The sequence below is a fragment of the Tepidimonas taiwanensis genome (assembly GCF_020162115.1).
Classification (GTDB): domain Bacteria; phylum Pseudomonadota; class Gammaproteobacteria; order Burkholderiales; family Burkholderiaceae_C; genus Tepidimonas; species Tepidimonas taiwanensis.
Genome location: NZ_CP083911.1, coordinates 2131652 through 2151543 on the forward strand (window position 1 = coordinate 2131652; position 19892 = coordinate 2151543).

At 67.0% G+C, this 19892-nt stretch carries 15 protein-coding genes; all 15 read right to left on the minus strand.

The annotated features are described in order from the left end of the window. Positions 1-2: 2 nt before the first annotated feature. Positions 3-785 (minus strand): lipid asymmetry maintenance ABC transporter permease subunit MlaE, encoded by a 783-nt coding sequence (mlaE, locus tag LCC91_RS10160; protein WP_043703675.1) that lies wholly within the window; start codon positions 783-785, stop codon positions 3-5. Next, positions 782-1606 (minus strand): ABC transporter ATP-binding protein, encoded by an 825-nt coding sequence (locus tag LCC91_RS10165; protein ID WP_043703673.1) that lies wholly within the window; start codon positions 1604-1606, stop codon positions 782-784. The genes mlaE and LCC91_RS10165 overlap by 4 nt, the downstream gene beginning before the upstream one ends. Before the next feature lie 107 nt (positions 1607-1713). After that, positions 1714-3180, minus strand: a complete 1467-nt coding sequence (locus LCC91_RS10170; protein ID WP_043703670.1) for a glutamate synthase subunit beta — start codon at positions 3178-3180, stop codon at positions 1714-1716. A gap of 27 nt (positions 3181-3207) precedes the next feature. Continuing rightward, positions 3208-7983 carry a glutamate synthase-related protein gene (locus LCC91_RS10175; protein WP_043703669.1) on the minus strand — a complete coding sequence of 1592 codons (4776 nt, stop codon included), beginning with the start codon at positions 7981-7983 and terminating at the stop codon, positions 3208-3210. Between the two features lie 121 nt (positions 7984-8104). Beyond that, on the minus strand, positions 8105-8818 hold the full coding sequence (locus LCC91_RS10180; protein WP_043703667.1) for a transposase: 714 nt from the start codon (positions 8816-8818) through the stop codon (positions 8105-8107). Then, positions 8819-10063, minus strand: a complete 1245-nt coding sequence (locus LCC91_RS10185) for an MFS transporter (RefSeq protein ID WP_052231806.1) — start codon at positions 10061-10063, stop codon at positions 8819-8821. It abuts the gene before it with no gap. 3 nt (positions 10064-10066) lie between these two features. Continuing rightward, positions 10067-11242, minus strand: a complete 1176-nt coding sequence (locus tag LCC91_RS10190) for a deoxyguanosinetriphosphate triphosphohydrolase (protein ID WP_052231805.1) — start codon at positions 11240-11242, stop codon at positions 10067-10069. Positions 11243-11253: 11 nt separating this feature from the next. Further along, positions 11254-12462 (minus strand): 3-dehydroquinate synthase, encoded by a 1209-nt coding sequence (aroB, locus tag LCC91_RS10195; protein WP_082007747.1) that lies wholly within the window; start codon positions 12460-12462, stop codon positions 11254-11256. A 170-nt stretch (positions 12463-12632) separates the two neighbouring features. After that, positions 12633-13217, minus strand: a complete 585-nt coding sequence (locus LCC91_RS10200) for a shikimate kinase (protein WP_052231804.1) — start codon at positions 13215-13217, stop codon at positions 12633-12635. 42 nt (positions 13218-13259) lie between these two features. Continuing rightward, positions 13260-14432, minus strand: a complete 1173-nt coding sequence (locus LCC91_RS10205; RefSeq protein WP_143897335.1) for a hypothetical protein — start codon at positions 14430-14432, stop codon at positions 13260-13262. Positions 14433-14461: 29 nt separating this feature from the next. Then, entirely contained in the window at positions 14462-16660 is a 2199-nt protein-coding gene (pilQ, locus tag LCC91_RS10210; protein WP_043703662.1) for a type IV pilus secretin family protein, read from the minus strand. After that, positions 16657-17208, minus strand: coding sequence for a pilus assembly protein PilP (locus LCC91_RS10215; protein WP_052231803.1), 552 nt, complete (start codon positions 17206-17208; stop codon positions 16657-16659). The genes pilQ and LCC91_RS10215 overlap by 4 nt, the downstream gene beginning before the upstream one ends. Then, a complete protein-coding gene (gene pilO, locus LCC91_RS10220; RefSeq protein WP_143897334.1) occupies positions 17205-17870 on the minus strand; it encodes a type IV pilus inner membrane component PilO in 666 nt (221 codons plus the stop codon). Before pilO ends, LCC91_RS10215 begins: the two co-directional genes overlap by 4 nt. 20 nt (positions 17871-17890) lie before the next feature. Next, entirely contained in the window at positions 17891-18529 is a 639-nt protein-coding gene (locus LCC91_RS10225) for a PilN domain-containing protein (protein WP_143897333.1), read from the minus strand. Beyond that, positions 18526-19596: a pilus assembly protein PilM gene (locus LCC91_RS10230; RefSeq protein WP_052231801.1), complete on the minus strand. Its 1071-nt coding sequence runs from the start codon at positions 19594-19596 to the stop codon at positions 18526-18528. The genes LCC91_RS10225 and LCC91_RS10230 overlap by 4 nt, the downstream gene beginning before the upstream one ends. Between the last annotated feature and the right edge of the window lie 296 nt (positions 19597-19892).

Genomic DNA, 19892 nt, shown 5'->3' on the forward strand with positions numbered 1-19892 from the left:
CCTCAAATCGAAAACATCCAAGCGGTCAACACAAAATCCAACCCCAGCACCGTCAACGAGGCCATGACCACCCCGCGCGTGGTGGCGCGCGAAACGCCCTCTGGCGTCGGATGCGCCGCATACCCCTGCAGCAAGGCGATGAAAGTCACCGCAACGCCGAACACCACGCTCTTGAGCATGCCATTGCCCACATCGGCCCACACATCGACACCGTGCTGGATCTGGCTCCAAAACGCCCCGCCATCGACGCCGATGAGCAGCACCCCCACCACCCAGCCGCCGATGATGCCCATCGCACTGAACACCGCCGCCAGCAGCGGCGTCGCGATCACCCCGGCCCAAAAGCGCGGTGCCAACACACGTTGGATGGGGTCGACCGCCATCATCTCCATCGCACTGAGCTGCTCGCCCGCCTTCATCAAACCGATCTCGGCGGTCAGCGACGTGCCGGCACGCCCCGCAAACAGCAAGGCCGTCACCACCGGCCCTAACTCACGCACCAAGCTCAACGCCACCAGCAACCCCAACGCCTCGGATGAGCCGTAGCGCTGTAGCGTGTAGTACCCCTGCAGCCCGAGCACGAAGCCGACGAACAGGCCGGAGACGGCCACGATCGACAGCGAGTGGTTGCCCAGGAAGTGCAGCTGGTCCCGAACCAGCCCGAAGCGCCGCAGCGCCGGCGCCATCCCCAGCACCAGGCGCACGAAAAGCCGTGCGCCCAGCCCGATGTCGGCGAGCTTGGTACGCACCGCAAAACCCAGGTCTGCCAGACGCCCCCCTTTCATGCACGCCCTCCCTGAGCGGCACGCGGCCCGAAATCCTCCTCCACCGAGACGGCAGGATAATGAAAACGCACGGGGCCATCCGGTGCCGCCTGAATGTACTGCTGTATCAGCGGATCGTCACTGCGCCGGACCTCGTCGGGCGTGCCCTGCAGCGCCACCTTGCCATCCACCAACACCACGATGTGGTCGGCCACCGCGAACGTGAAATCCAGCTCGTGCGAGACGACGACGCTGGTCAGCCCCAACGTGTCGTTGAGCTGGCGGATCAGCCGCGCCGCCGTCCCGCGCGAGATCGGATCGAGCCCGGAAAACGGCTCGTCGTACAGCACCAACTCCGGATCGAGCGCAATCGCACGCGCCAGCGCCACCCGCCGCGCCATGCCGCCCGACAGTTCACCGGGCATGCGGTCGCGCGCACCGCGCAAGCCCACCGCGTGCAGCTTCATCAACACGATGTCACGGATCAGCGGCTCTGACAGCTGGGTGTGCTCGCGCAGCGGAAACGCCACGTTGTCGAACACCGACATGTCGGTGAACAACGCGCCGAACTGGAAGAGCATCCCCATGCGGCGGCGCATTGCGTACAGGCCTGCGCGATCGAGCGTCCCGATATCGTGCCCATCGAAGAACACCCGGCCGTTGTCGGGGCGCAACTGCCCTCCCATGAGGCGCAAGATCGTGGTCTTACCGCCGCCCGACGCCCCCAGCAGCACCGTCACGCCACCCCGAGGGACCACCATGTCCACGCCATCGAGCACGCGCCGCCCGTCGCCATAGCCGAAGACGACCCCTTGCAACTCGACGAATGGCGACGGCTTCATGTGTGCAGGCCACAGAAAAAAGACGGCCGGAAAACCCGGCCGCCCGATGATAAGGGATAACCCGAAACGGCGCCGGCCCGCCCACGGCCGGTGCGCCGTAGGCGGTATCAGCGCGGCAACACCGACGCGCCCATCAGGAACTCGTCCACGGCGCGTGCCGCCTGCCGGCCCTCGCGGATGGCCCACACGACCAGCGACTGGCCGCGCCGCATGTCGCCCGCCGCGAACACCTTGGGCACGTTGGTCGCGTAGCCGCCGACCGGCTCCGTGTGCGCCTTGGCGTTGCCGCGCGCGTCCTTCTCGACGCCGAAGGCGTCCAGCACGGTCCCGATCGGCGACACGAAGCCCATCGCCAGCAGCACGAGGTCGGCCTTGTACTCCTTCTCGGTGCCCGGGATCTCGACGAGCTTGCCGTCCTTCATCTCGACGTGCACGGTGCGCACCGCGGTGACCTTGCCGTTCTTGCCGACGAACTCCTTGGTCGCGATCGCAAACTCGCGCTGGCAGCCCTCCTCGTGGCTGGTGCTGGTGCGCAGCTTGAGCGGCCAGTACGGCCAGGTCAGCGGCTTGTTCTCCTGCGCCGGCGGCTGCGGCATGACCTCGAACTGTGTGACGCTCGCCGCGCCGTGCCGGTTGCTCGTGCCCACGCAGTCGCTGCCCGTATCGCCGCCGCCGATGACGATGACGTGCTTGCCGGTCGCGGTGATCTGCTTCTTGAGCTTGTCGCCGGCGTTGACCTTGTTCTGCTGCGGCAGGAACTCCATCGCGAAGTGGATACCGTCGAGCTCGCGCCCCGGTACCGGCAGGTCGCGCGGCTGCTCGGCGCCGCCGCACAGCAGCACGGCGTCGAACGCCGCCAGCAGCTCCTGCGGCGTCACGACCTCGCGCGCGTCGTTGGTCACCTTGCAACCGTCGGGCAGCGCCCCCACCAGCACGCGCGTACGGAAGGTCACCCCCTCGGCCTGCATCTGCTCGACGCGGCGGTCGATCAGCCACTTCTCCATCTTGAAGTCTGGGATGCCGTAGCGCAGCAGGCCGCCGATGCGGTCGTTCTTCTCGAACACCGTCACGTCGTGCCCGGCGCGGGCGAGCTGCTGCGCGGCCGCCAGCCCCGACGGGCCGGAGCCGACCACCGCGACCTTCTTGCCCGTCTTGACGGCCGGTGGCTGCGGCCGGACCCAACCCTCCTTCCACGCGCGGTCGGCGATGGCGTGCTCGATCGACTTGATGCCCACCGGGTCGTCGTTGATGTTGAGCACACACGCCGCCTCGCACGGCGCGGGGCAGATGCGGCCGGTGAACTCGGGGAAGTTGTTGGTGCTGTGCAGCACCTGGATCGCCCCCTTCCAGTCACCCCGGTACACCAGGTCGTTGAAGTCCGGGATGATGTTGTTGACCGGGCAGCCGTTGTTGCAAAACGGCGTGCCGCAGTCCATGCAGCGCGCGCCCTGCACCTTGGCCTGCGCGTCGTCGAGCCCGATGACGAACTCGCGGTAGTGCTTGATGCGCTCGGCCGGGGGCTGGTAGCCCTCCTCGACGCGCTCGTATTCCATGAAGCCGGTGATCTTTCCCATGATCGACAACCTCGTCAGATGGCGTGCTCAGGCGGTGGCGGTCTTGCGCGCCTTGGCGGCGGGCTTGGCCGGCGCGGGCTCGGCCGCGGGGGTCCCCTTGGCGGCGTTTTCGGCCAGCGCGCGCTTGTACTCGTGCGGGAAGACCTTCACGAAGCGCGTACGGGCGGTGGCCCAGTCGTCCAGCAGCGCGCGCGCCTTGGTCGAGCCGGTCCAGCGGTGGTGCTCCTCCAGCAGCTGGCGCAGCTGCGCCTCGTCGGTCATGCCGCGGTGCCAGATCGCGCGGTCCACGGTCGCCTCCTGCTCCGCGGCGGAGACGACGCGCTCCAGCGCCACCATCGCCGTGTTGCAGCGCTTGGCGAACAGCCCGTCCTCGTCGTAGACGTAGGCCACCCCACCGCTCATGCCGGCGGCGAAGTTGCGCCCGGTCTTGCCGAGCACCACCACGGTGCCGCCCGTCATGTACTCGCAGCCGTGGTCGCCCGTGCCCTCGACCACCGCCGTCGCGCCGGAGAGCCGCACCGCAAAGCGCTCGCCCGCCACGCCACGGAAAAACGCCTCGCCGCGCGTGGCGCCGTAGAGCACCGTGTTGCCGACGATGATGTTGTCGCCGGCGTCGCCACGGAAGTCGATGCTGGGCCGCACGACGATGCGCCCGCCCGACAGACCCTTGCCGGTGTAGTCGTTGGCATCCCCGATCAGGTACAGCGTGATGCCCTTGCACAGGAACGCGCCGAACGACTGGCCGCCGGTGCCCTCCATCTGGATACGGATGGTGTCGTCCGGCAGCCCCTCGGGGTGGTGGCGCGTGACCTCGCCGGACAGCATGGCCCCGACGGTGCGGTTGACGTTGCGCACACTCTCGATGAAGTGCACCTTCTCGCCCCGCTCGATCGCCGGGCGCGCCTTTTCGATCAGCTTGACGTCCAGCGCCTTGTCCAGCCCGTGGTCCTGCACCTCGACGTGGCGGCGTGCCACATCGGCGGGCATGGCCGGCTGGTGCAGCAACCGGCTGTAGTCCAGTCCCTTGGCCTTCCAGTGCTCGATGCCCTTCTTCATGTCGAGCAGGTCGGTGCGGCCGATCAGGTCGTCGAACTTGCGGATGCCCAGCTGCGCCATGATCGCGCGCACCTCCTCCGCGACGAAGAAGAAGTAGTTGACGACGTGCTCGGGCTTGCCGGCAAATTTCCGGCGCAGCACCGGGTCCTGCGTCGCCACGCCCACCGGACAGGTGTTGAGGTGGCACTTGCGCATCATGATGCAGCCCTCGACGACCAGCGGCGCCGTGGCAAAGCCGAACTCGTCCGCGCCCAGCAGCGCGCCGATGACGACGTCGCGGCCGGTCTTGATCTGGCCGTCCACCTGCACGCGGATGCGTCCGCGCAGCCGGTTGAGCACCAGCGTCTGCTGGGTTTCGGCCAAGCCGATCTCCCACGGGCTGCCGGCGTGCTTGATCGACGACCACGGCGACGCGCCGGTGCCGCCGTCGTGCCCGGCGATCACCACGTGGTCGGCCTTGGCCTTGGCCACGCCGGCGGCGATCGTGCCGACGCCGACTTCCGAGACGAGCTTGACCGAAATATCGGCGCGCGGGTTGACGTTCTTCAGGTCGTGGATCAGCTGCGCCAGGTCCTCGATCGAATAGATGTCGTGGTGCGGCGGCGGGCTGATCAGGCCCACGCCCGGCACCGAGTAGCGCAGATAGCCGATGTAGGGCGACACCTTGCTGCCGGGCAGCTGGCCGCCCTCACCGGGCTTGGCCCCTTGCGCCATCTTGATCTGGATCTGGTCGGCGCTCACCAGGTATTCCGCCGTCACGCCAAAGCGCCCGGAGGCCACCTGCTTGATGCGCGAGCGCAGGCTGTCGCCGTCCTGCAGCTCATAGTCGACCTCGACCTTGTCGTGACCGATGATCGAGCCCACCGTCTCGCCCTTGCGGATCGGGATGCCCTTGAGCTCGTTGCGGTAGCGCGCCGGGTCCTCGCCGCCTTCACCGGTGTTGCTCTTGCCCCCGATGCGGTTCATCGCGATCGCCAGCGTCGTGTGCGCTTCGGTCGAGATCGACCCGAGCGACATCGCGCCGGTGGCGAAGCGCTTGACGATCTCGCTGGCCGGCTCGACCTCCTCGATCGGGATGGCCTTGCTCGGGTCGACCTTGAACTCGAACAGGCCGCGCAGCGTCATGTGGCGACGGCTCTGGTCGTTGATGATCTGCGCGTACTCCTTGTAGGTGGCGTAGTTGCCGGCGCGCGTGGCGTGCTGCAGCTTGGCAATCGCGTCCGGCGTCCACATGTGTTCCTCACCGCGCGCGCGCCAGGCGTACTCGCCCCCGACGTCGAGCATGTCGGCCAGCAGCGGGTCGTTGCCGAACGCGCGCTGGTGCAGGCGGATCGCCTCCTCGGCAATTTCGAACACGCCGATGCCCTCGACGCGGCTGGCGGTGCCCGTGAAGTACTTCTCGATCGTCGCGCTGTTGATGCCCACCGCCTCGAACAGCTGCGCGCCGCAGTAGCTCATGTAGGTGGACACGCCCATCTTGGACATGATCTTGGACAGGCCCTTGCCCACCGCCTTGATGTAATTGGCGATCGCCTTGTCGGCCGACAGCTCGCCCGGCAGGTCCTTGTGGATGGCTTTGAGCGTGTCGAGCGCCAGGTACGGGTGCACGGCCTCGGCCCCGTAGCCCGCGAGCACGGCGAAGTGGTGCACCTCGCGCGCGCTGCCGGTCTCGACGACCAGGCCGGTCGCTGTGCGCAGCCCCTCGCGCACCAGGTGCTGGTGCACCGCCGACAGCGCCAGCAGCGCCGGCACGGCCACGCGCTCGCGGTTGACGCCGCGATCGCTGATGATGAGGATGTTGCTGCCGCTCTTGATCGCGTCCACCGCCTCGGCGCACAGCGAGGCGAGCTTGGCCTCGACCCCTTCCTTGCCCCAGGCGACGGGGTAGGTGATGTCGAGCGTGCTGCTCTTGAACTTGCCCCCGGTGCGGCGCTCGATGTCGCGCAGCTTGGCCATGTCGGCGTGGTTGAGCACGGGCTGGCTCACCTCCAGCCGCATCGGCGGGTTGACCTGGTTGATGTCGAGCAGGTTCGGGCGCGGGCCGATGAACGACACCAGCGACATCACGATCGCCTCGCGGATCGGGTCGATCGGCGGGTTGGTCACCTGCGCGAAGAGCTGCTTGAAGTAGTTGTACAGCGGCTTGGGCCGATCCGACAGCACCGGCAGCGGGCTGTCGTTGCCCATCGAGCCGACGCCCTCCTCGCCATTTTGCGCCATCGGCGCCATCAGGAACTTGATGTCCTCCTGCGTGTAGCCAAAGGCCTGCTGCAGGTCCAACAGCCGCGCATCGACGTGCTCCAGCGCCGCGTGCGCCGATTCGTCGGCCACCGTGCGCACGCTCGCCTCATCGTCACCGGCCACCGGGCGCTCGACGTCGTCGAGCCGGATGCGCAGGTACTCGATCCACTGCTTGTACGGCCGGGCGTTGGCCAGCGTCGCCTTGACCTCCTCGTCGTCGATCAGGCGCCCCTGCTCCAGGTCGATCAGGAACATCTTGCCCGGCTGCAGGCGCCACTTGCGCACGATCTTGCTCTCGGGCACCGGCAGCACGCCGGACTCCGACGCCATGATGACCATGTCGTCATCGGTAACGCAGTAGCGCGCCGGACGCAGCCCGTTGCGGTCCAGCGTCGCGCCGATCTGCCGCCCGTCGGTGAAGACGATCGCCGCCGGGCCGTCCCACGGCTCCAGCATCGCGGCGTGGTACTCGTAGAACGCGCGCCGGCGCTCGTCCATCAGCGTGTGCTGCTCCCACGGCTCGGGGATCATCATCATCACCGCCTGCGCCAGCGGATAGCCCGCCATCGTCAGCAGCTCCAGGCAGTTGTCGAACGTCGCGGTGTCGGACTGGCCGGCGAAGCTGATCGGGTAGAGCTTCTTGAGGTCCTCGCCCAGCACCGGCGAGCTCATCACCCCCTCGCGTGCGCGCATCCAGTTGTAGTTGCCCTTGACGGTGTTGATCTCCCCGTTGTGCGCGATATAGCGGTACGGGTGTGCCAGCGGCCACTCGGGGAAGGTGTTGGTCGAGAAGCGCTGGTGCACCAGCCCCAGCGCCGAGACGCAGCGCGGATCCTGCAGGTCGAGGTAGTACTCCCCGACCTGGTTGGCCAGCAGCAGCCCCTTGTACACCACGGTGCGGCTGCTCATGCTGGGCACGTAGTACTCCTTGCTGTGCGTCAGCTGCAGGCGCTGGATGGCGGCGCTGGCGGTCTTGCGGATCACGTAGAGCTTGCGCTCCAGCGCGTCCTGCACGATCACGTCGCTGCCGCGGCCGATGAAGACCTGGCGGATGATCGGCTCGGTCTTGCGCACCGCGGGCGACATCGGCATCGCCTTGTTGACCGGCACGTCGCGCCAGCCCAGCAGCACCTGCCCCTCGGCCTTGATCGCGCGCTCCAGTTCCTGCTCACACGCCAGCCGCGACGCGTGCTCCTTGGGCAGGAAGATCATGCCGACGCCATATTCGCCGGGCGGCGGCAGCGTCACGCCCTGCTTGGCCATTTCCTCACGGTAGAGCTGATCGGGGATCTGCAGCAGGATCCCGGCGCCGTCGCCCATCAGCGGGTCGGCCCCCACCGCACCGCGGTGGTCGAGGTTTTCCAGAATCTTGAGCGCCTGGGTGACGATCTCGTGGCTCTTGACACCCTTGATGTGGGCGACGAAGCCGACGCCGCACGCGTCGTGCTCCTGCGCGGGGTCGTACAGGCCGCGTTTCGCGGCAACGGTATTGGGGATAGCGGTCACGCCTGACTCCTTGGCCGGGTTGACAGGAAGATGCGGCAGCTTAGTGCATTGCCGCCGTTTCGGCAAGCACTTTATTTGGGGTCAGAACACAATTTATTACTCGCAGTCACCAGTCACCCAATTATTTGGGGACAGATGAATCGTCGGATGACGGGGATTTGCGGGGCCGGCCGGGCCGCGCCGGTTGCGTGCGGCGGCCGGTCTGGGCCTGCAACTGCGCCAGAAACGCCGCATCGCCGACCGGCCAGCCCTTGACCGCCGCGTCGCGCAGCCGCTGCGCGTGGGCGGGCGGCAGGCCATCGTGCACCCGGCGGCGATAGGCCGCCTCGCGCGCGAACGGTGTGTCCCCCAGCGCCCACCACACCGCCGGTGCCTGCAGCCCACGCTGCGGCGCAAGGCCCACATAGTGGCGGTGGCTGGACCACGGCCACCCCTCGGGCGCCGGCGCGAGCCCGGCGCGCACCGGCTCCCCGTCCAGCCACACCAGCGCCGCGAGCAGCTCCGACGGCGCCACCACCGTGCCGCGGTAGCGCCCCTCCCACAGCGTGCCGCTGCGCCCGTGGCGCTGGTTGAAGCGCCGCACGTACGCCCGCCCCACCGCCTGCATCAGGCGCGGCAGCGCACCGTCACGCTGCGGCGTCAGCAACAGCCACACTGCATCGCGCAGCAGCGCGTAGCCGTGCAGCGCAGCGCCCTCCCGCGCCGCAGCGTCCGTCAACAGGGCCAGGAAGGCCTGCCGGTCGTCGTCATCGAAGAACACTGGCTGCCGGTTGTGCCCCTGCCACAACACCAGGTGGGGCAACCCCGTCACCGCCAGCCGCGGCTGTCGCGCCATTCACCGGCCCTCCATCCGTTGCGGCGGCGGACGGTCGTGCAGCCCCATGCGGCGCTGCAGCGCAACCGCCAGCGCCGCCCCCACCCCGCAGCACGCCACGTTGACCACCCACGTCCCGTGCCAGCCCCCGAGGCGGGACGCGAGCCATGCGACCAGCGGCGGGCCCACGAACTGACCAAGGGAGGAAAGCTGCTGGACCCAGCCCACGGTCGTCGAGACGGTTTGCGGCCCCGGCGCCAACCGCACCGCCAGCGCAAACAGCGTCCCGGGCACCAGCCCGCCGAGCGCCGAAAAGACGAGCACCGCCCCATACGCCAGCGCGCCGCCGCCGGTGAACGTCCCGATGGCGCCGACCGCCATCGCCCCATACCCGCCCCACAGCAGCGTGCGCGGCGCCACCCCGCGCGCGAGCAGGCGGCCGGCGGCGATGTTGCCCGTGAGGTTGATGCCGGCAGCGAGCGCGCTGGCCCACCCCACCCGGGCGGCCGGCCAGCCCGCCTCGGTGTAAATTGTGGGCAGGAAGCCGACCACCGCCAGCCACTGCCCGGAGTACATCAGAAACGCCGCGGCCACCAGCCACGGCCCCGGCGCCGACAGCGTCGTGCGCAACCCGCGCCACGCCGCGGCGAGCGCCGCATGGCCAACGTCCGGCCTATGTTCATCCGGCGCGACCCGGGCTCGTACCGCCAGCGCGCCACCGACCGCGAGCGCGGCCAGCAGCGCCCATGTCGGCCGCCAGCCGATGGTAGCGTAGCCGAGCGGCGCGAGCAGCAGCCCGGTTGCGGCGCCGATCGGCATGTACGCCCCCCACCAGCCCAGTGCCCGGTCGAGCAGCGGGCGCAGCGGCACCGCGCGGCGCAGCAGGCCCGGCGCCGGCAGCACCGTCATCAGAAAGCCGATCCCTTCCACCGCCCGGGTCGCGAGGAGCACCGGCGCAGCATCCGCCAACGCCCCGAGCGCACTGCCGCTGGCCAGCAGCAGCAACCCCGCCATCATCACGCGCCGCGGCCCGAGCCGGTCGGCGAGCTGGCCGAACAGCGCGCCCGCCGCCATCCCGGCGACCTGGATCATCGACAGCAGAAAACCCGCCTGCACCAGCGTCAGCCCGAGCTCGCGCGTCAGGAGCGGGATGACCGGGGGGAGCTTGCCCACGTGCAGCGCCGCCGCGATGCCGACCGCGACGATCAGCCGCGGCTGCGCCGGCAGCGCCGCCGGGCGGAAGGACAGAGGTGCAGCCGCGGCCATGCGTCAGGCAAACAGGCGCTCGCCGGTCAGCCGCTCGTGCTCGCGGATCGCGTAGCGGTCGGTCATCCCGGCGATATAGTCCGCCACCTGCCGGCGCAGCGACAGACCCGCCCGCCGCGCCCCTGGGGGCAGCAACGCGGGGTCACCGCAGTACGCCCGGTACAGGTCCGCGACCACGCGCCGGGCGCGGCCGGTCGTCTCCATCACCTGCGGGTGGCGGTACAGGTGCGTCATCAGAAAACGCTTGAGCTCCGCCGATGCGGCCCGCATCCCGCCGGAGAAGCCCAGCAACGGCGGGGACGCGCACACGTCCTCCAGCGTCTGCACGCCGGCGTCACGCAGCGCCCGGCGCGTCGCGTCGATCACGTCGTACACCTGCGCGCTGAGCATGCGGCGGATGGCTTCGTACAACAGGCGCCGCCCGCGCAGCGCCGGGTGTTCGGCGAGCGCCTCGCGGCGAAAGGTCTCGAACAGCGGCACCGCCTCGAGCTGTTCCAGCGTCAGCAGACCGCTGCGCACGCCGTCGTCGATATCGTGCGCGTTGTAGGCGATCTCGTCGGCCACGTTGGCGAGCTGCGCCTCCAGCGACGGCGAGCGGCCCGTCAGAAACCGATGGCCAACACCACCGGGCTCGCGCGCCTCGAGCCACTGGGCGTTGGCGCGGGAGCAGTGTTTCAGAATCCCCTCGCGCGTCTCGAAGCACAGGTTGAGCCCGTCGAACGCGGGGTAGCGCTCCTCCAGCTCGTCGACGACCCGCAGGCTCTGCAGGTTGTGCTCGAAACCGCCGTGCGGCTCCGCCTCGCCGCGGGGCTCCTGCGCCGCCGGGCCGGTGTCCTCGTGCAGACAGGCGTTGAGCGCGTCCTGCCCCGCGTGCCCGAACGGCGTGTGCCCGAGGTCGTGCGCGAGCGCGATCGCCTCCACCAGGTCCTCGTGCAGGCCGAGCGGCCGCGCGATGCTGCGCCCGAGCTGCGCGACCTCGAGCGAGTGCGTCAGGCGGGTGCGGAACAAGTCCCCCTCATGGTTCAGGAAGACCTGGGTCTTGTACACGAGGCGCCGGAACGCCGTGCAGTGGATCACCCGGTCGCGGTCGCGCTGAAACGCATTGCGCGTCGGGGCGGGCGGCTCCGGGTGCCGGCGCCCCCGGCTGCGGTCGGGATCGCACGCGTACGGCGCCAGCATCCCGCCCCCCGTCACGCCGTGCAGGCGTCGATGACCTCGGCGACCAGCGCGTCCGGCACCGCCTGCAGCGTGGCGTGCCCCGCCTCGTCGACCACGACGAAGCGGATCGCGCCGCCCTCGGCCTTCTTGTCCACGCGCATCAATTCGAGGTAACGCGCGGCGTTGTCGGACGCCAGCACCGGCGCGCGCGTCGGCAGCCCCGCCGCCGCGATCAGGCGCGTAAGGCGCTCCACATAACCGGCGGACACCCGCCCCAGCCGGTGCGACAGCGTCGCCGCCATCACCATGCCGCAGCCCACCGCCTCGCCGTGCAGCCAGGCGCCGTAGCCCAGCCCCGCTTCGATCGCGTGCCCGAAGGTGTGGCCGAAGTTCAGGATCGCGCGCAACCCGGACTCGCGCTCGTCCTGCCCCACGACCGCGGCCTTGATCTCGCAGCTGCGCCGCACGGCCAGCGCGACCGCTGCCGGCTCCCGGGCGACCAGCGCCGCGATGTGCGCCTCGATCCAGCCGAGAAACGCGGGATCCGCGATCGGCCCGTACTTGATCACCTCCGCCAGCCCGGCGCTGAACTCGCGCGCAGGCAGTGTCGAGAGCGTGTCGAGGTCGCACACCACCCGCACCGGCTGGTAGAACGCGCCGATCATGTTCTTGCCCAGCGGGTGGTTGATCGCCGTCTTGCCACCGACCGAGGAATCCACCTGCGCCAGCAGCGTCGTCGGCACCTGCACGAACGGCACGCCGCGCATGTAACACGCGGCGGCAAACCCGGTCATGTCGCCGATCACCCCGCCGCCCAATGCGAACAGCACCGTCTTGCGGTCGCAGGCCTCGGCCAGCAGTGCATCGAAAATGCGGTTCAGCGTCGGCCAGTCCTTGTGCGCCTCGCCGTCCGGGAGCACCACCTCCAGCACCCGGCCGTAGTGGGGCGCGAGCGCCGCGCGCAGCCGCGGGGCATAGAGCGGCCCCACGGTCTCGTTGGTCACGATGACCGCCGTCGACGCCCGGGGCAGCCCGGCCCACGTCGCTGGAGCGTCCAACAGACCCGGCCCGATCAGGATCGGGTAGCTGCGCTCCCCCAGGTCGATCGTGACCGTGTGCAACACACCCGGTGGCGCCGCGCCGCGGACGGCCGGTATGCCGGTGGGATCGGCGGTCGGGACGGTCGCGTGCGCCGCGTTCGCGCGGTGTGGGGTTTCGATACCGGTAGCGGCAGTGTCCATGACTCAGAGTGTAGCCGGCGCCTGCCGTCACGCGCCAAGGCAGTAGGCGGCACGCGGGGCCATTGGCGGGTACCAGCGCCTGCAGCGAACGGCTGGGGTCACGAGCCGAGCGAATGACCACGAAACCACGCGGACCACACACGAACTGCGCACGGACCGGGCGGGCTGCTTCAGCCTCCGCGATGTGCGCTCTCCTCGGCAGCCGAGGCTGCGCCATCGCCGGTGCCGGGAAATGCCTCAGCACCTGAGAGCTCGAGCTGCATCAGGATCATGTTGACCAGCGTCGCCACCGACGGCCGCCCGGTTTCGATCACATAGTGCGCCGTCTCCCGGTACAGCGGATCGCGCGCCGCGTACAGCTCCCGCAGGCGGGAGAGCGGGTCGGTCACCTGCAGCAGCGGGCGCGTGCGGTCGTGCCGCAGGCGGCGGCTCAGCTCATCGGGCGTGGAGCGCAGGTAGAACACCCGCCCCCGTTGCCGCAGCCGCCGCCGGTTCGCGGGCCGCAGCACCGCGCCGCCCCCAGTCGAAAGCACGCACGCCGCCCCCAGCGTCAGCTCGTCGATCACCGCCTCCTCGATATCACGAAACGCGGCCTCCCCCTCGCGCTCGAAAAACGCGCGGATGCTGCAGCCGATGCGCTCCTCGATGACCTGGTCGGAATCGACGAACGGGAGCTGCAGCCGCCGCGCCAGCTGCCGCCCGACAGTGGTCTTGCCGGCGCCGGGGAGGCCGATTAAAAAAACGCCCGGGATCATCCGTGGTAGGAGGGGGAATTTACCCCTCTCCCGTTACGGTTATTATTGGGGGCAATTATCCGTAGCGCTTTTGTTGCCATTATCGCGCACCGTTACGGTCGCCGTGCCAACCGATCCGTTGCTGTCGATCACCGTGATAACCACATTTTGATCCTCTGCAACGCACCCCGTTACCGCTCCGACAAACGAACCATTCGTCCGAATGGTACCGTCCGCGTTGAACGTGGGCGGCGTGATGCCGGAAACTGCCACCAAGGTCGGATTGCTGCTAAGAACCGTGAGGTTCCCTCGCGCGCCCGTGACGACACTGAACGAAATCGAACCCCCAGAATTTTCACCCACAGTAACCGTGGACGGCGACACCCGAATTTGCGTCGTGGCGGTGTTGACCGTGACTTTGGTTTTTACCGTTTTGCCGGTCGCGTCCGCAAACACCACATCGACATCCCCGGTCGCCAGCAGCCCCGTGATCTCGAAAGTGTCGTCCGTACCCGCCAGCGGCCGCACCTGAATGGCGGCGGGGATCCCTCCGGCGATCGAATAGGGTTTTTGACCGCCCGACAACACGACCGAGGCCGGAATACCAGCCGGCAGCGTCAAACTATCCGACGAGATGCGCAGCTCCGGAGAACCGACCGATACCGCGACGGTCAACTCTTTCCCCGCCGCATCACGAATGCGGACGTTGGTCGTGCCGATCGCTTGCCCCTCGATGCGCCACTGTTCCGCATCCAGTTGCGTCACGGTCGCGACGAGCACGTTGTCCCCGGTAATCGTGTAAGGCTTGACACCTCCGGCTACACGAAACACGCGCGCTTGCGACGGGCCCACGCCGATCGACAGGTTCGCCGGTGCCGTGGTGTAGAGCGGAACACTGGTACCAACGGTCACCGCTATCGTCACGCTGGCCCCCTGGTTGTCCCGCACGACGACATTGGCCGATGCCCCTGCCGTGACGCCGCCGACGACGAGCGTGCTGCCGTCCATCGCCGCGGCGACCAGGGCGGCTTCAGAACTGACCGCACGGTAAGGCGGAACCCCCCCCGTGACCGGGATGAACCGCGACTCGCCGGGCAAGACGGTCAGCGCGGTCAGTCCGCCGACCGACAAATCACCCGCATTCGGGTTTTTTCCTGGCGAGCCTCCGCCGCCTCCACAGGCCGCCAACAAGCCCATCACGATGACCGCCAAACACCATTCGACCCATTTCTTCATTTTTGACTCCAGAGAATGCATACACTCACTCAGCGAGACGAGCCCCCATCATCCACGATCACCGGGGTTATAAAGATGAGGGTCTCCGTTTTTGCCGCACTGTTGCTCCGCGTTTTAAACAGGTTGCCCAGAACCGGAACGTCACCCAGAACAGGTACTTTGTCGACCGACTGCGTCTCCTCCTGCTCAAAAATCCCACCGATCATGACGGTACCGCCATTTTCCACCATGACCTCCGTGTCGATTTCTTTGACAGCCAGCTGGGGCCCCGCATCGGTAATACCGATCAATCGATTCTTCGTAGCCTTGATCTTCAGCAGCACCTGTCCAGATGGCGTGATCTGCGGCGTCACATCCAGCAACAGATTCGCGTCGATGGTTTCTACAACGTCTTCGATTTGGCCTTGCGCGTTCGTGCGGCGACGAATGAACCTGAGTTGATCGCCCTGCTTGATCGTCGCCTTGTTCAAATCCCCCGTAACGATACGGGGACTGGAAACGACTCGCCCCTGATTATCAGACTCGAGCGCCGAGATCTCTAGATTGAGAAATCGGTTTGCTGCCGGGTTGAACAACGCCAACGCAAATTTTGGCACATCTGCGACCCTGTCTGACTTTGCCGGAAGATTGACAAAAGTCGTATTCGCGTTGGTCAACGCCCCGGCGCTTTCGCGCGTGGTGGCTGTAACCGCGTCATATGACCCGCCGATCGCGATCCGGTTGTTGCCGCCTACGGAATATCCGGCATCCCCCCCTCGCACACCACGCAAGTCCGCCCCACCCAGACGGACACCCAGTGTTTTACCGAATCCCTCCCGGGCTTCAACAATGCGCGCCTGGATCATCACTTGCCGTTTGCTCGTGTCCACGCGCCGGATGTAATCCCGAACCGCGTCCAACCGTCCGGAAACATCCGTCACAAACAACTGGTTCGTTCGGCTGTCGGCAATTACCGAACCACGCGAGGACAGAAGCCGATTGGTCGTCTGGTTATCCCCTGCGCCTGCAGCAACGCCATCTTTCAACGTTTTTGCAACTTCCTCCGCCTTGGCGAAATTCAGGCGAAACACTTCGGTGCGCAACGGCTCAAGCTCTTCGAGCTTTTTGTTCACCTCCCGCTGCGCCAGGGCTTCGGCGTCTAGGTCCTTTTTCGGTGCCACGCGGATCACGTTGCCCGTCTTCGTCATCCCCAGCCCCTTGGCCTCGAGGATGATGTCGAGGGCCTGGTCCCACGGCACGTCTTTCAAGCGCAGTGTCAGGTTGCCCTGCACCGCATCGCTGGTGATGATGTTGAAGTTCGTGAAGTCGGCGATGACCTGCAGCAGCGAGCGCACGTCGATGTTCTGAAAGTTCAACGACAGTTTTTCGCCGGTGTACTTGGGCCCCTGCACCAGCTTGTTGGGGTCGGCCTTGACGGGCCGTACCTCGAGGACGAAGCGGTTGTCGCTCTGGTAGGCCGAGTGTTCCCACTCGCCAGTCGGCTCGACGACGAGGCGCACGCGCTCACCGGCCTGGGTGGCGGTGATGGTGCGCACGGGCGTGCCAAAGTCCGCGACGTCCAGGCGGCGACGCAACCCCTCCGGCAGCGAGGTGCGCAGGAACTCCACGATCAAGCTACGGCCCTGGGGACGGATATCGACGCTCGTTTGCGGGTTGGCGAGTTCGACGATGACGCGCCCGGTGCCCTCGTCCCCGCGGCGGAAGTCGATGTCGCGCAGCGCCGCCGCCGCGGCGCCCGCACCGCCACCCGCGTCGAACGTCGGCGGGCTGTTGTCGGATCGCGCCGCCGCTACGCTGGCGGGGGTGTCGGCAGGCCGCAGCGTCAGCAACAGCGTCGTGCCCTGTACACGCGTCTCGTAGGGAACGGACCGGTTGAGATTCAGGACGATACGGGTCCGATCCGCCGCCTCCAGCACCCGTAAGGCACGCAGGACGCCCTGATTGACCTCGATGACGCTTTGCCCGCTCGCGTTACGGACCGCGGGCAGATCCAGCGACACCCGTGGCGGCGTCTGGATTGCAAAACTCGCCGGCGCCACCGACAAGGGCTCCGTCGTTTCGATGCGGACAACCTCCGCGTCGCCCGCCACCGAGGCTGTGATCGCCCGTATCGCAGGCTGCGCCAGCGCCATACCGCTGGCCAACAGACCGACGTACGCGAACGTAAACCCGAGCAACCACCGCATCCTTCGCACCCCCCTGTTAACCGCAGGATATTCCTTGATCATGGCTTGGCTTCCTGAAGCTGCAGCGACGCGGTGCGTTCGACCCACTCGCCTGCAGCGTCTTGTACGATTTCCTTGAGCACCACCTCGGACTCGGTGATCCGCGTCACGCGCCCGAGGTTTTGCCCCAAACGGGCACCCACGACCACCTGGTGCAGTTCACCGTTGACGCGAATGAGCGCGACGCGCCGCGCCCCTTTTTGCAGTATGCCCACCATCTCCATCGCATCGAGCGGAAATTGCTCCAGCGGCTCACGCGGCCGGTTCCGCTCCGCATCGAGCAAACGCGCGGTCGCACTGTCCGCCTGAAGGCGCAACACGCGCGCCAACCGTTCGTCCGAAAACGGCGACAACAGCTCCGCTGCCCCGTAGGGTTCAGGTCGAAATGCCACCGGTGCCGGCACAGGCTCCGGTTTCCGCGGCGCGATTTGGCGCTGCGCCTCCATCCATTGGCGCACGTCGGCGTCGTCAGCCCCCATGCACCCCGAAAACAGCGACAGACCGCCGACAGCGCACCACACGACGACTGCACGCCTCCATTGCCCCGTCACTTGCCGCCCCCTTTCTTCTTCTCTGCCGCATTGCGGGCCTTGAGCTCGTCCGGGTCGAGGTAGCGGTACGTTCGGGCGATCGCCTCCACCGTCAGTTGATCGGCCAATTTCGCATGTGGACTGACCGTCAGATCGTGCAGCGTCACGATACGCGACAGATGCGCCACGTCGGCCACAAACTGGCCAACGTCGTGATATCGACCGGTGACCCGGATCGTGATGGGCAACTCCGCGTAGTATTCGCGGACCGTCTCTTGCCCCGGCCGAAACAGCTCGAATTGCAATCCCCGGCCGATACCCGCCTGGTTGATATCGGACAACAAGGCGTCCATTTCCGCTCGGCTGGGCAACTGCTTTTCCAGTAGCGTGACGTACTGGCGCACTTCTTCGAGCTGAAGCTTCAAGACATCGCGATGCGCCGCAATGGCAAGCTTTTGACTAAACTGCGCCCGCAGCTCCTCTTCGCGACGGCGCTCGGCGTCGAGCGCCTCCCGCTGACCCGACAGCCAGGCGAACCACAACACACTCACGATGAGCGCAACAACTCCCAACAGCAACAATCCCCTTGGCAGAATGGGCCAACGAGAAGGGTCGTTGCGATCCAGTTGGGCGAATTGTGATCGCCATCGCTGCCAATCGATCGACAGGCGTTTTCGTTCCATGGCGGCAGATTCTCTCACCATCAGGTCGCGTCAGCGGGGTGCTTCTGAGCCGCCGATCCAGCATCGGTTGCACCCGCGCCAGCGGTCGTGCCGGGCTCCGCGTTCACCTGTGTGGCGCGAATGGAAAACTGAAACACGGGCCGTTGCCCGACTCCGCCCGCCAGCGAGATGTTACCGGCGGCAATCTCGATCAACTGGGGCTGACGCAGCGAAGATTCATCGTTGTTGAGCCGACGCAAAAGTTCCGATACGCGCTCTTGAGATTGGGCGATGCCGGTGATGGTCAAAAGCGAGCCCTCCTGCTTGACGGAACGCAACGCGATACCTTCGGGAAGCCGTTGCGCCAGTTCGTTGAACAGCCGAACCGGACCGTTGCGGGCACTCTGAAGCTCCTGCACGGCTTGCTGACGGGCTTTCAGTGCCTCGACCTCGGCACGCAGCGTCGCCACTTCTTTGATTTGGGCATCGAGCTTGGCAATCTCCTCCTGCAGCAACCGATTGCGATCGGCCTGATTGGACAGTTGCATCTCCATGGCGGTGTAGATCAACGCCGCCACCGCCAAACCCAACACCGCTGACATCGCAAGCTCACGATAAAACGCCTCGCGACGGCGTTTGCGCTCCCACTCCCGGTGCGGCAACAGGTTGATCGTGATCACGGGTAAAACCTCCGCAACGCCAGTCCTGTCGCGACGAGGAAAGCCGTGGGCACCAGCCCGACGGCCATCTTCGCCTCGCTCAACATGCCCTCGAAGGGATCGAGGACCCGCGTGTCAAACCCGGTGGCCTTCGCCACGATATCCGCCACCCCCGGCAGGCTGGCCGTCCCCCCCGACAGCAGAACGTGATCGACACGGTTGTGTGGGGTACTCGTAAAAAAGAACTGCAACGCGCGGCCCATTTCTTGAGCCAGCGCCTCGAGAAATGGCTGGAGCACGCTTTGCGGATAATCCGCGGGCAACTCCGTGCCCATTTTCTTTTTGCGCTCCGCGTCCTCGGTCGACAGCGCATAGCGACGCGCGATGCTTTGTGTCAACGTAAAACCACCGATCGGCTGGTCGCGCTCGTAAATGACATCGTCATCGCGCAGCACCTGCAGCGATGTCGAAAGGGTTCCGATTTCGAAAAGGGCGATCAAACGCCCCTTCCCCTGCTCGGGCAGCGTCCGTATGATGCGCGCTGCCGCCAGACGTGCAGCGTAGGATTCCACGTCGACGATGACGGGCTCCAAGCCCACGGCTTCGGCCAGCCCCTGTCGTTCGGCGACTTTGTCTTTGCGCGCCGCGACCACGAGCACTTCGATTGCACCCGCAACCGCTGGCGATGGCCCCAGAATGCAATAGTCCAACGCCACTTCGGCGATCGGAAACGGCAGGTGCTGCGCCGCCTCCGATTCGATGTGCACCTCGAACGCGTCTTCGCCGAGTCCATCGGGAACCGTGACCTTGCGCGCAATGACCGATGCACTGGGCAACGCCAGCGCCGCCCGACGCGTTTTGGTGCCGCTCAGTCGCAACAGGCGGCGTAACGCGTCGGCAACCTCGTCAAATTTCTCGACACTGCCTTCGGCCACCCACCCCTTCTCGAGCGGCTGCGCTGTGCAGCGCAACACGGTCGGTCGATCGAGCTCGCCCCCAAGCTCGACGAGCTTGATCGCCGATGCCCCGACGTCGATACCCAGCAGGGGCTCGTGCCCACGTCGCAACGCCCACCAAAACGACTTCAACTGCCGACCTTTATAGAGACAATGAATTCACCCAAATCGGACGCGCATGCGTACACGCCGATCCCGTTGCGTTGCCCATGCAACGTACCGCTGAATACTATCACTTCATCATCCGTTGCGAGCCGATTTGGTGTGCGAAAGGCGTTGTGTGCCACGCGATCCGTTGCCTGAAACCGACAGCTTTGGCCGATTCGTATGGAGCCCTCTTGTGCACGTGTGGCGCGCGCCCCTAGCCCCCCAACCTATAATTCACAAGGTTGTTGACCCCGAGCGCTGTCGCCCCGACCGCCGCTGAT

Bases quoted from the DNA above. Each gene is read 5' to 3' on its own strand.
- mlaE (WP_043703675.1), bottom strand. From the start codon at position 785: ATGAAAGGGGGGCGTCTGGCAGACCTGGGTTTTGCGGTGCGTACCAAG.
- LCC91_RS10165 (WP_043703673.1), bottom strand. From the start codon at position 1,606: ATGAAGCCGTCGCCATTCGTCGAGTTGCAAGGGGTCGTCTTCGGCTAT.
- LCC91_RS10170 (WP_043703670.1), bottom strand. From the start codon at position 3,180: ATGGGAAAGATCACCGGCTTCATGGAATACGAGCGCGTCGAGGAGGGC.
- LCC91_RS10180 (WP_043703667.1), bottom strand. From the start codon at position 8,818: ATGGCGCGACAGCCGCGGCTGGCGGTGACGGGGTTGCCCCACCTGGTG.
- LCC91_RS10185 (WP_052231806.1), bottom strand. From the start codon at position 10,063: ATGGCCGCGGCTGCACCTCTGTCCTTCCGCCCGGCGGCGCTGCCGGCG.
- LCC91_RS10190 (WP_052231805.1), bottom strand. From the start codon at position 11,242: ATGCTGGCGCCGTACGCGTGCGATCCCGACCGCAGCCGGGGGCGCCGG.
- aroB (WP_082007747.1), bottom strand. From the start codon at position 12,462: ATGGACACTGCCGCTACCGGTATCGAAACCCCACACCGCGCGAACGCG.
- LCC91_RS10200 (WP_052231804.1), bottom strand. From the start codon at position 13,217: ATGATCCCGGGCGTTTTTTTAATCGGCCTCCCCGGCGCCGGCAAGACC.
- LCC91_RS10205 (WP_143897335.1), bottom strand. From the start codon at position 14,432: ATGAAGAAATGGGTCGAATGGTGTTTGGCGGTCATCGTGATGGGCTTG.
- pilQ (WP_043703662.1), bottom strand. From the start codon at position 16,660: ATGATCAAGGAATATCCTGCGGTTAACAGGGGGGTGCGAAGGATGCGG.
- pilO (WP_143897334.1), bottom strand. From the start codon at position 17,870: ATGGAACGAAAACGCCTGTCGATCGATTGGCAGCGATGGCGATCACAA.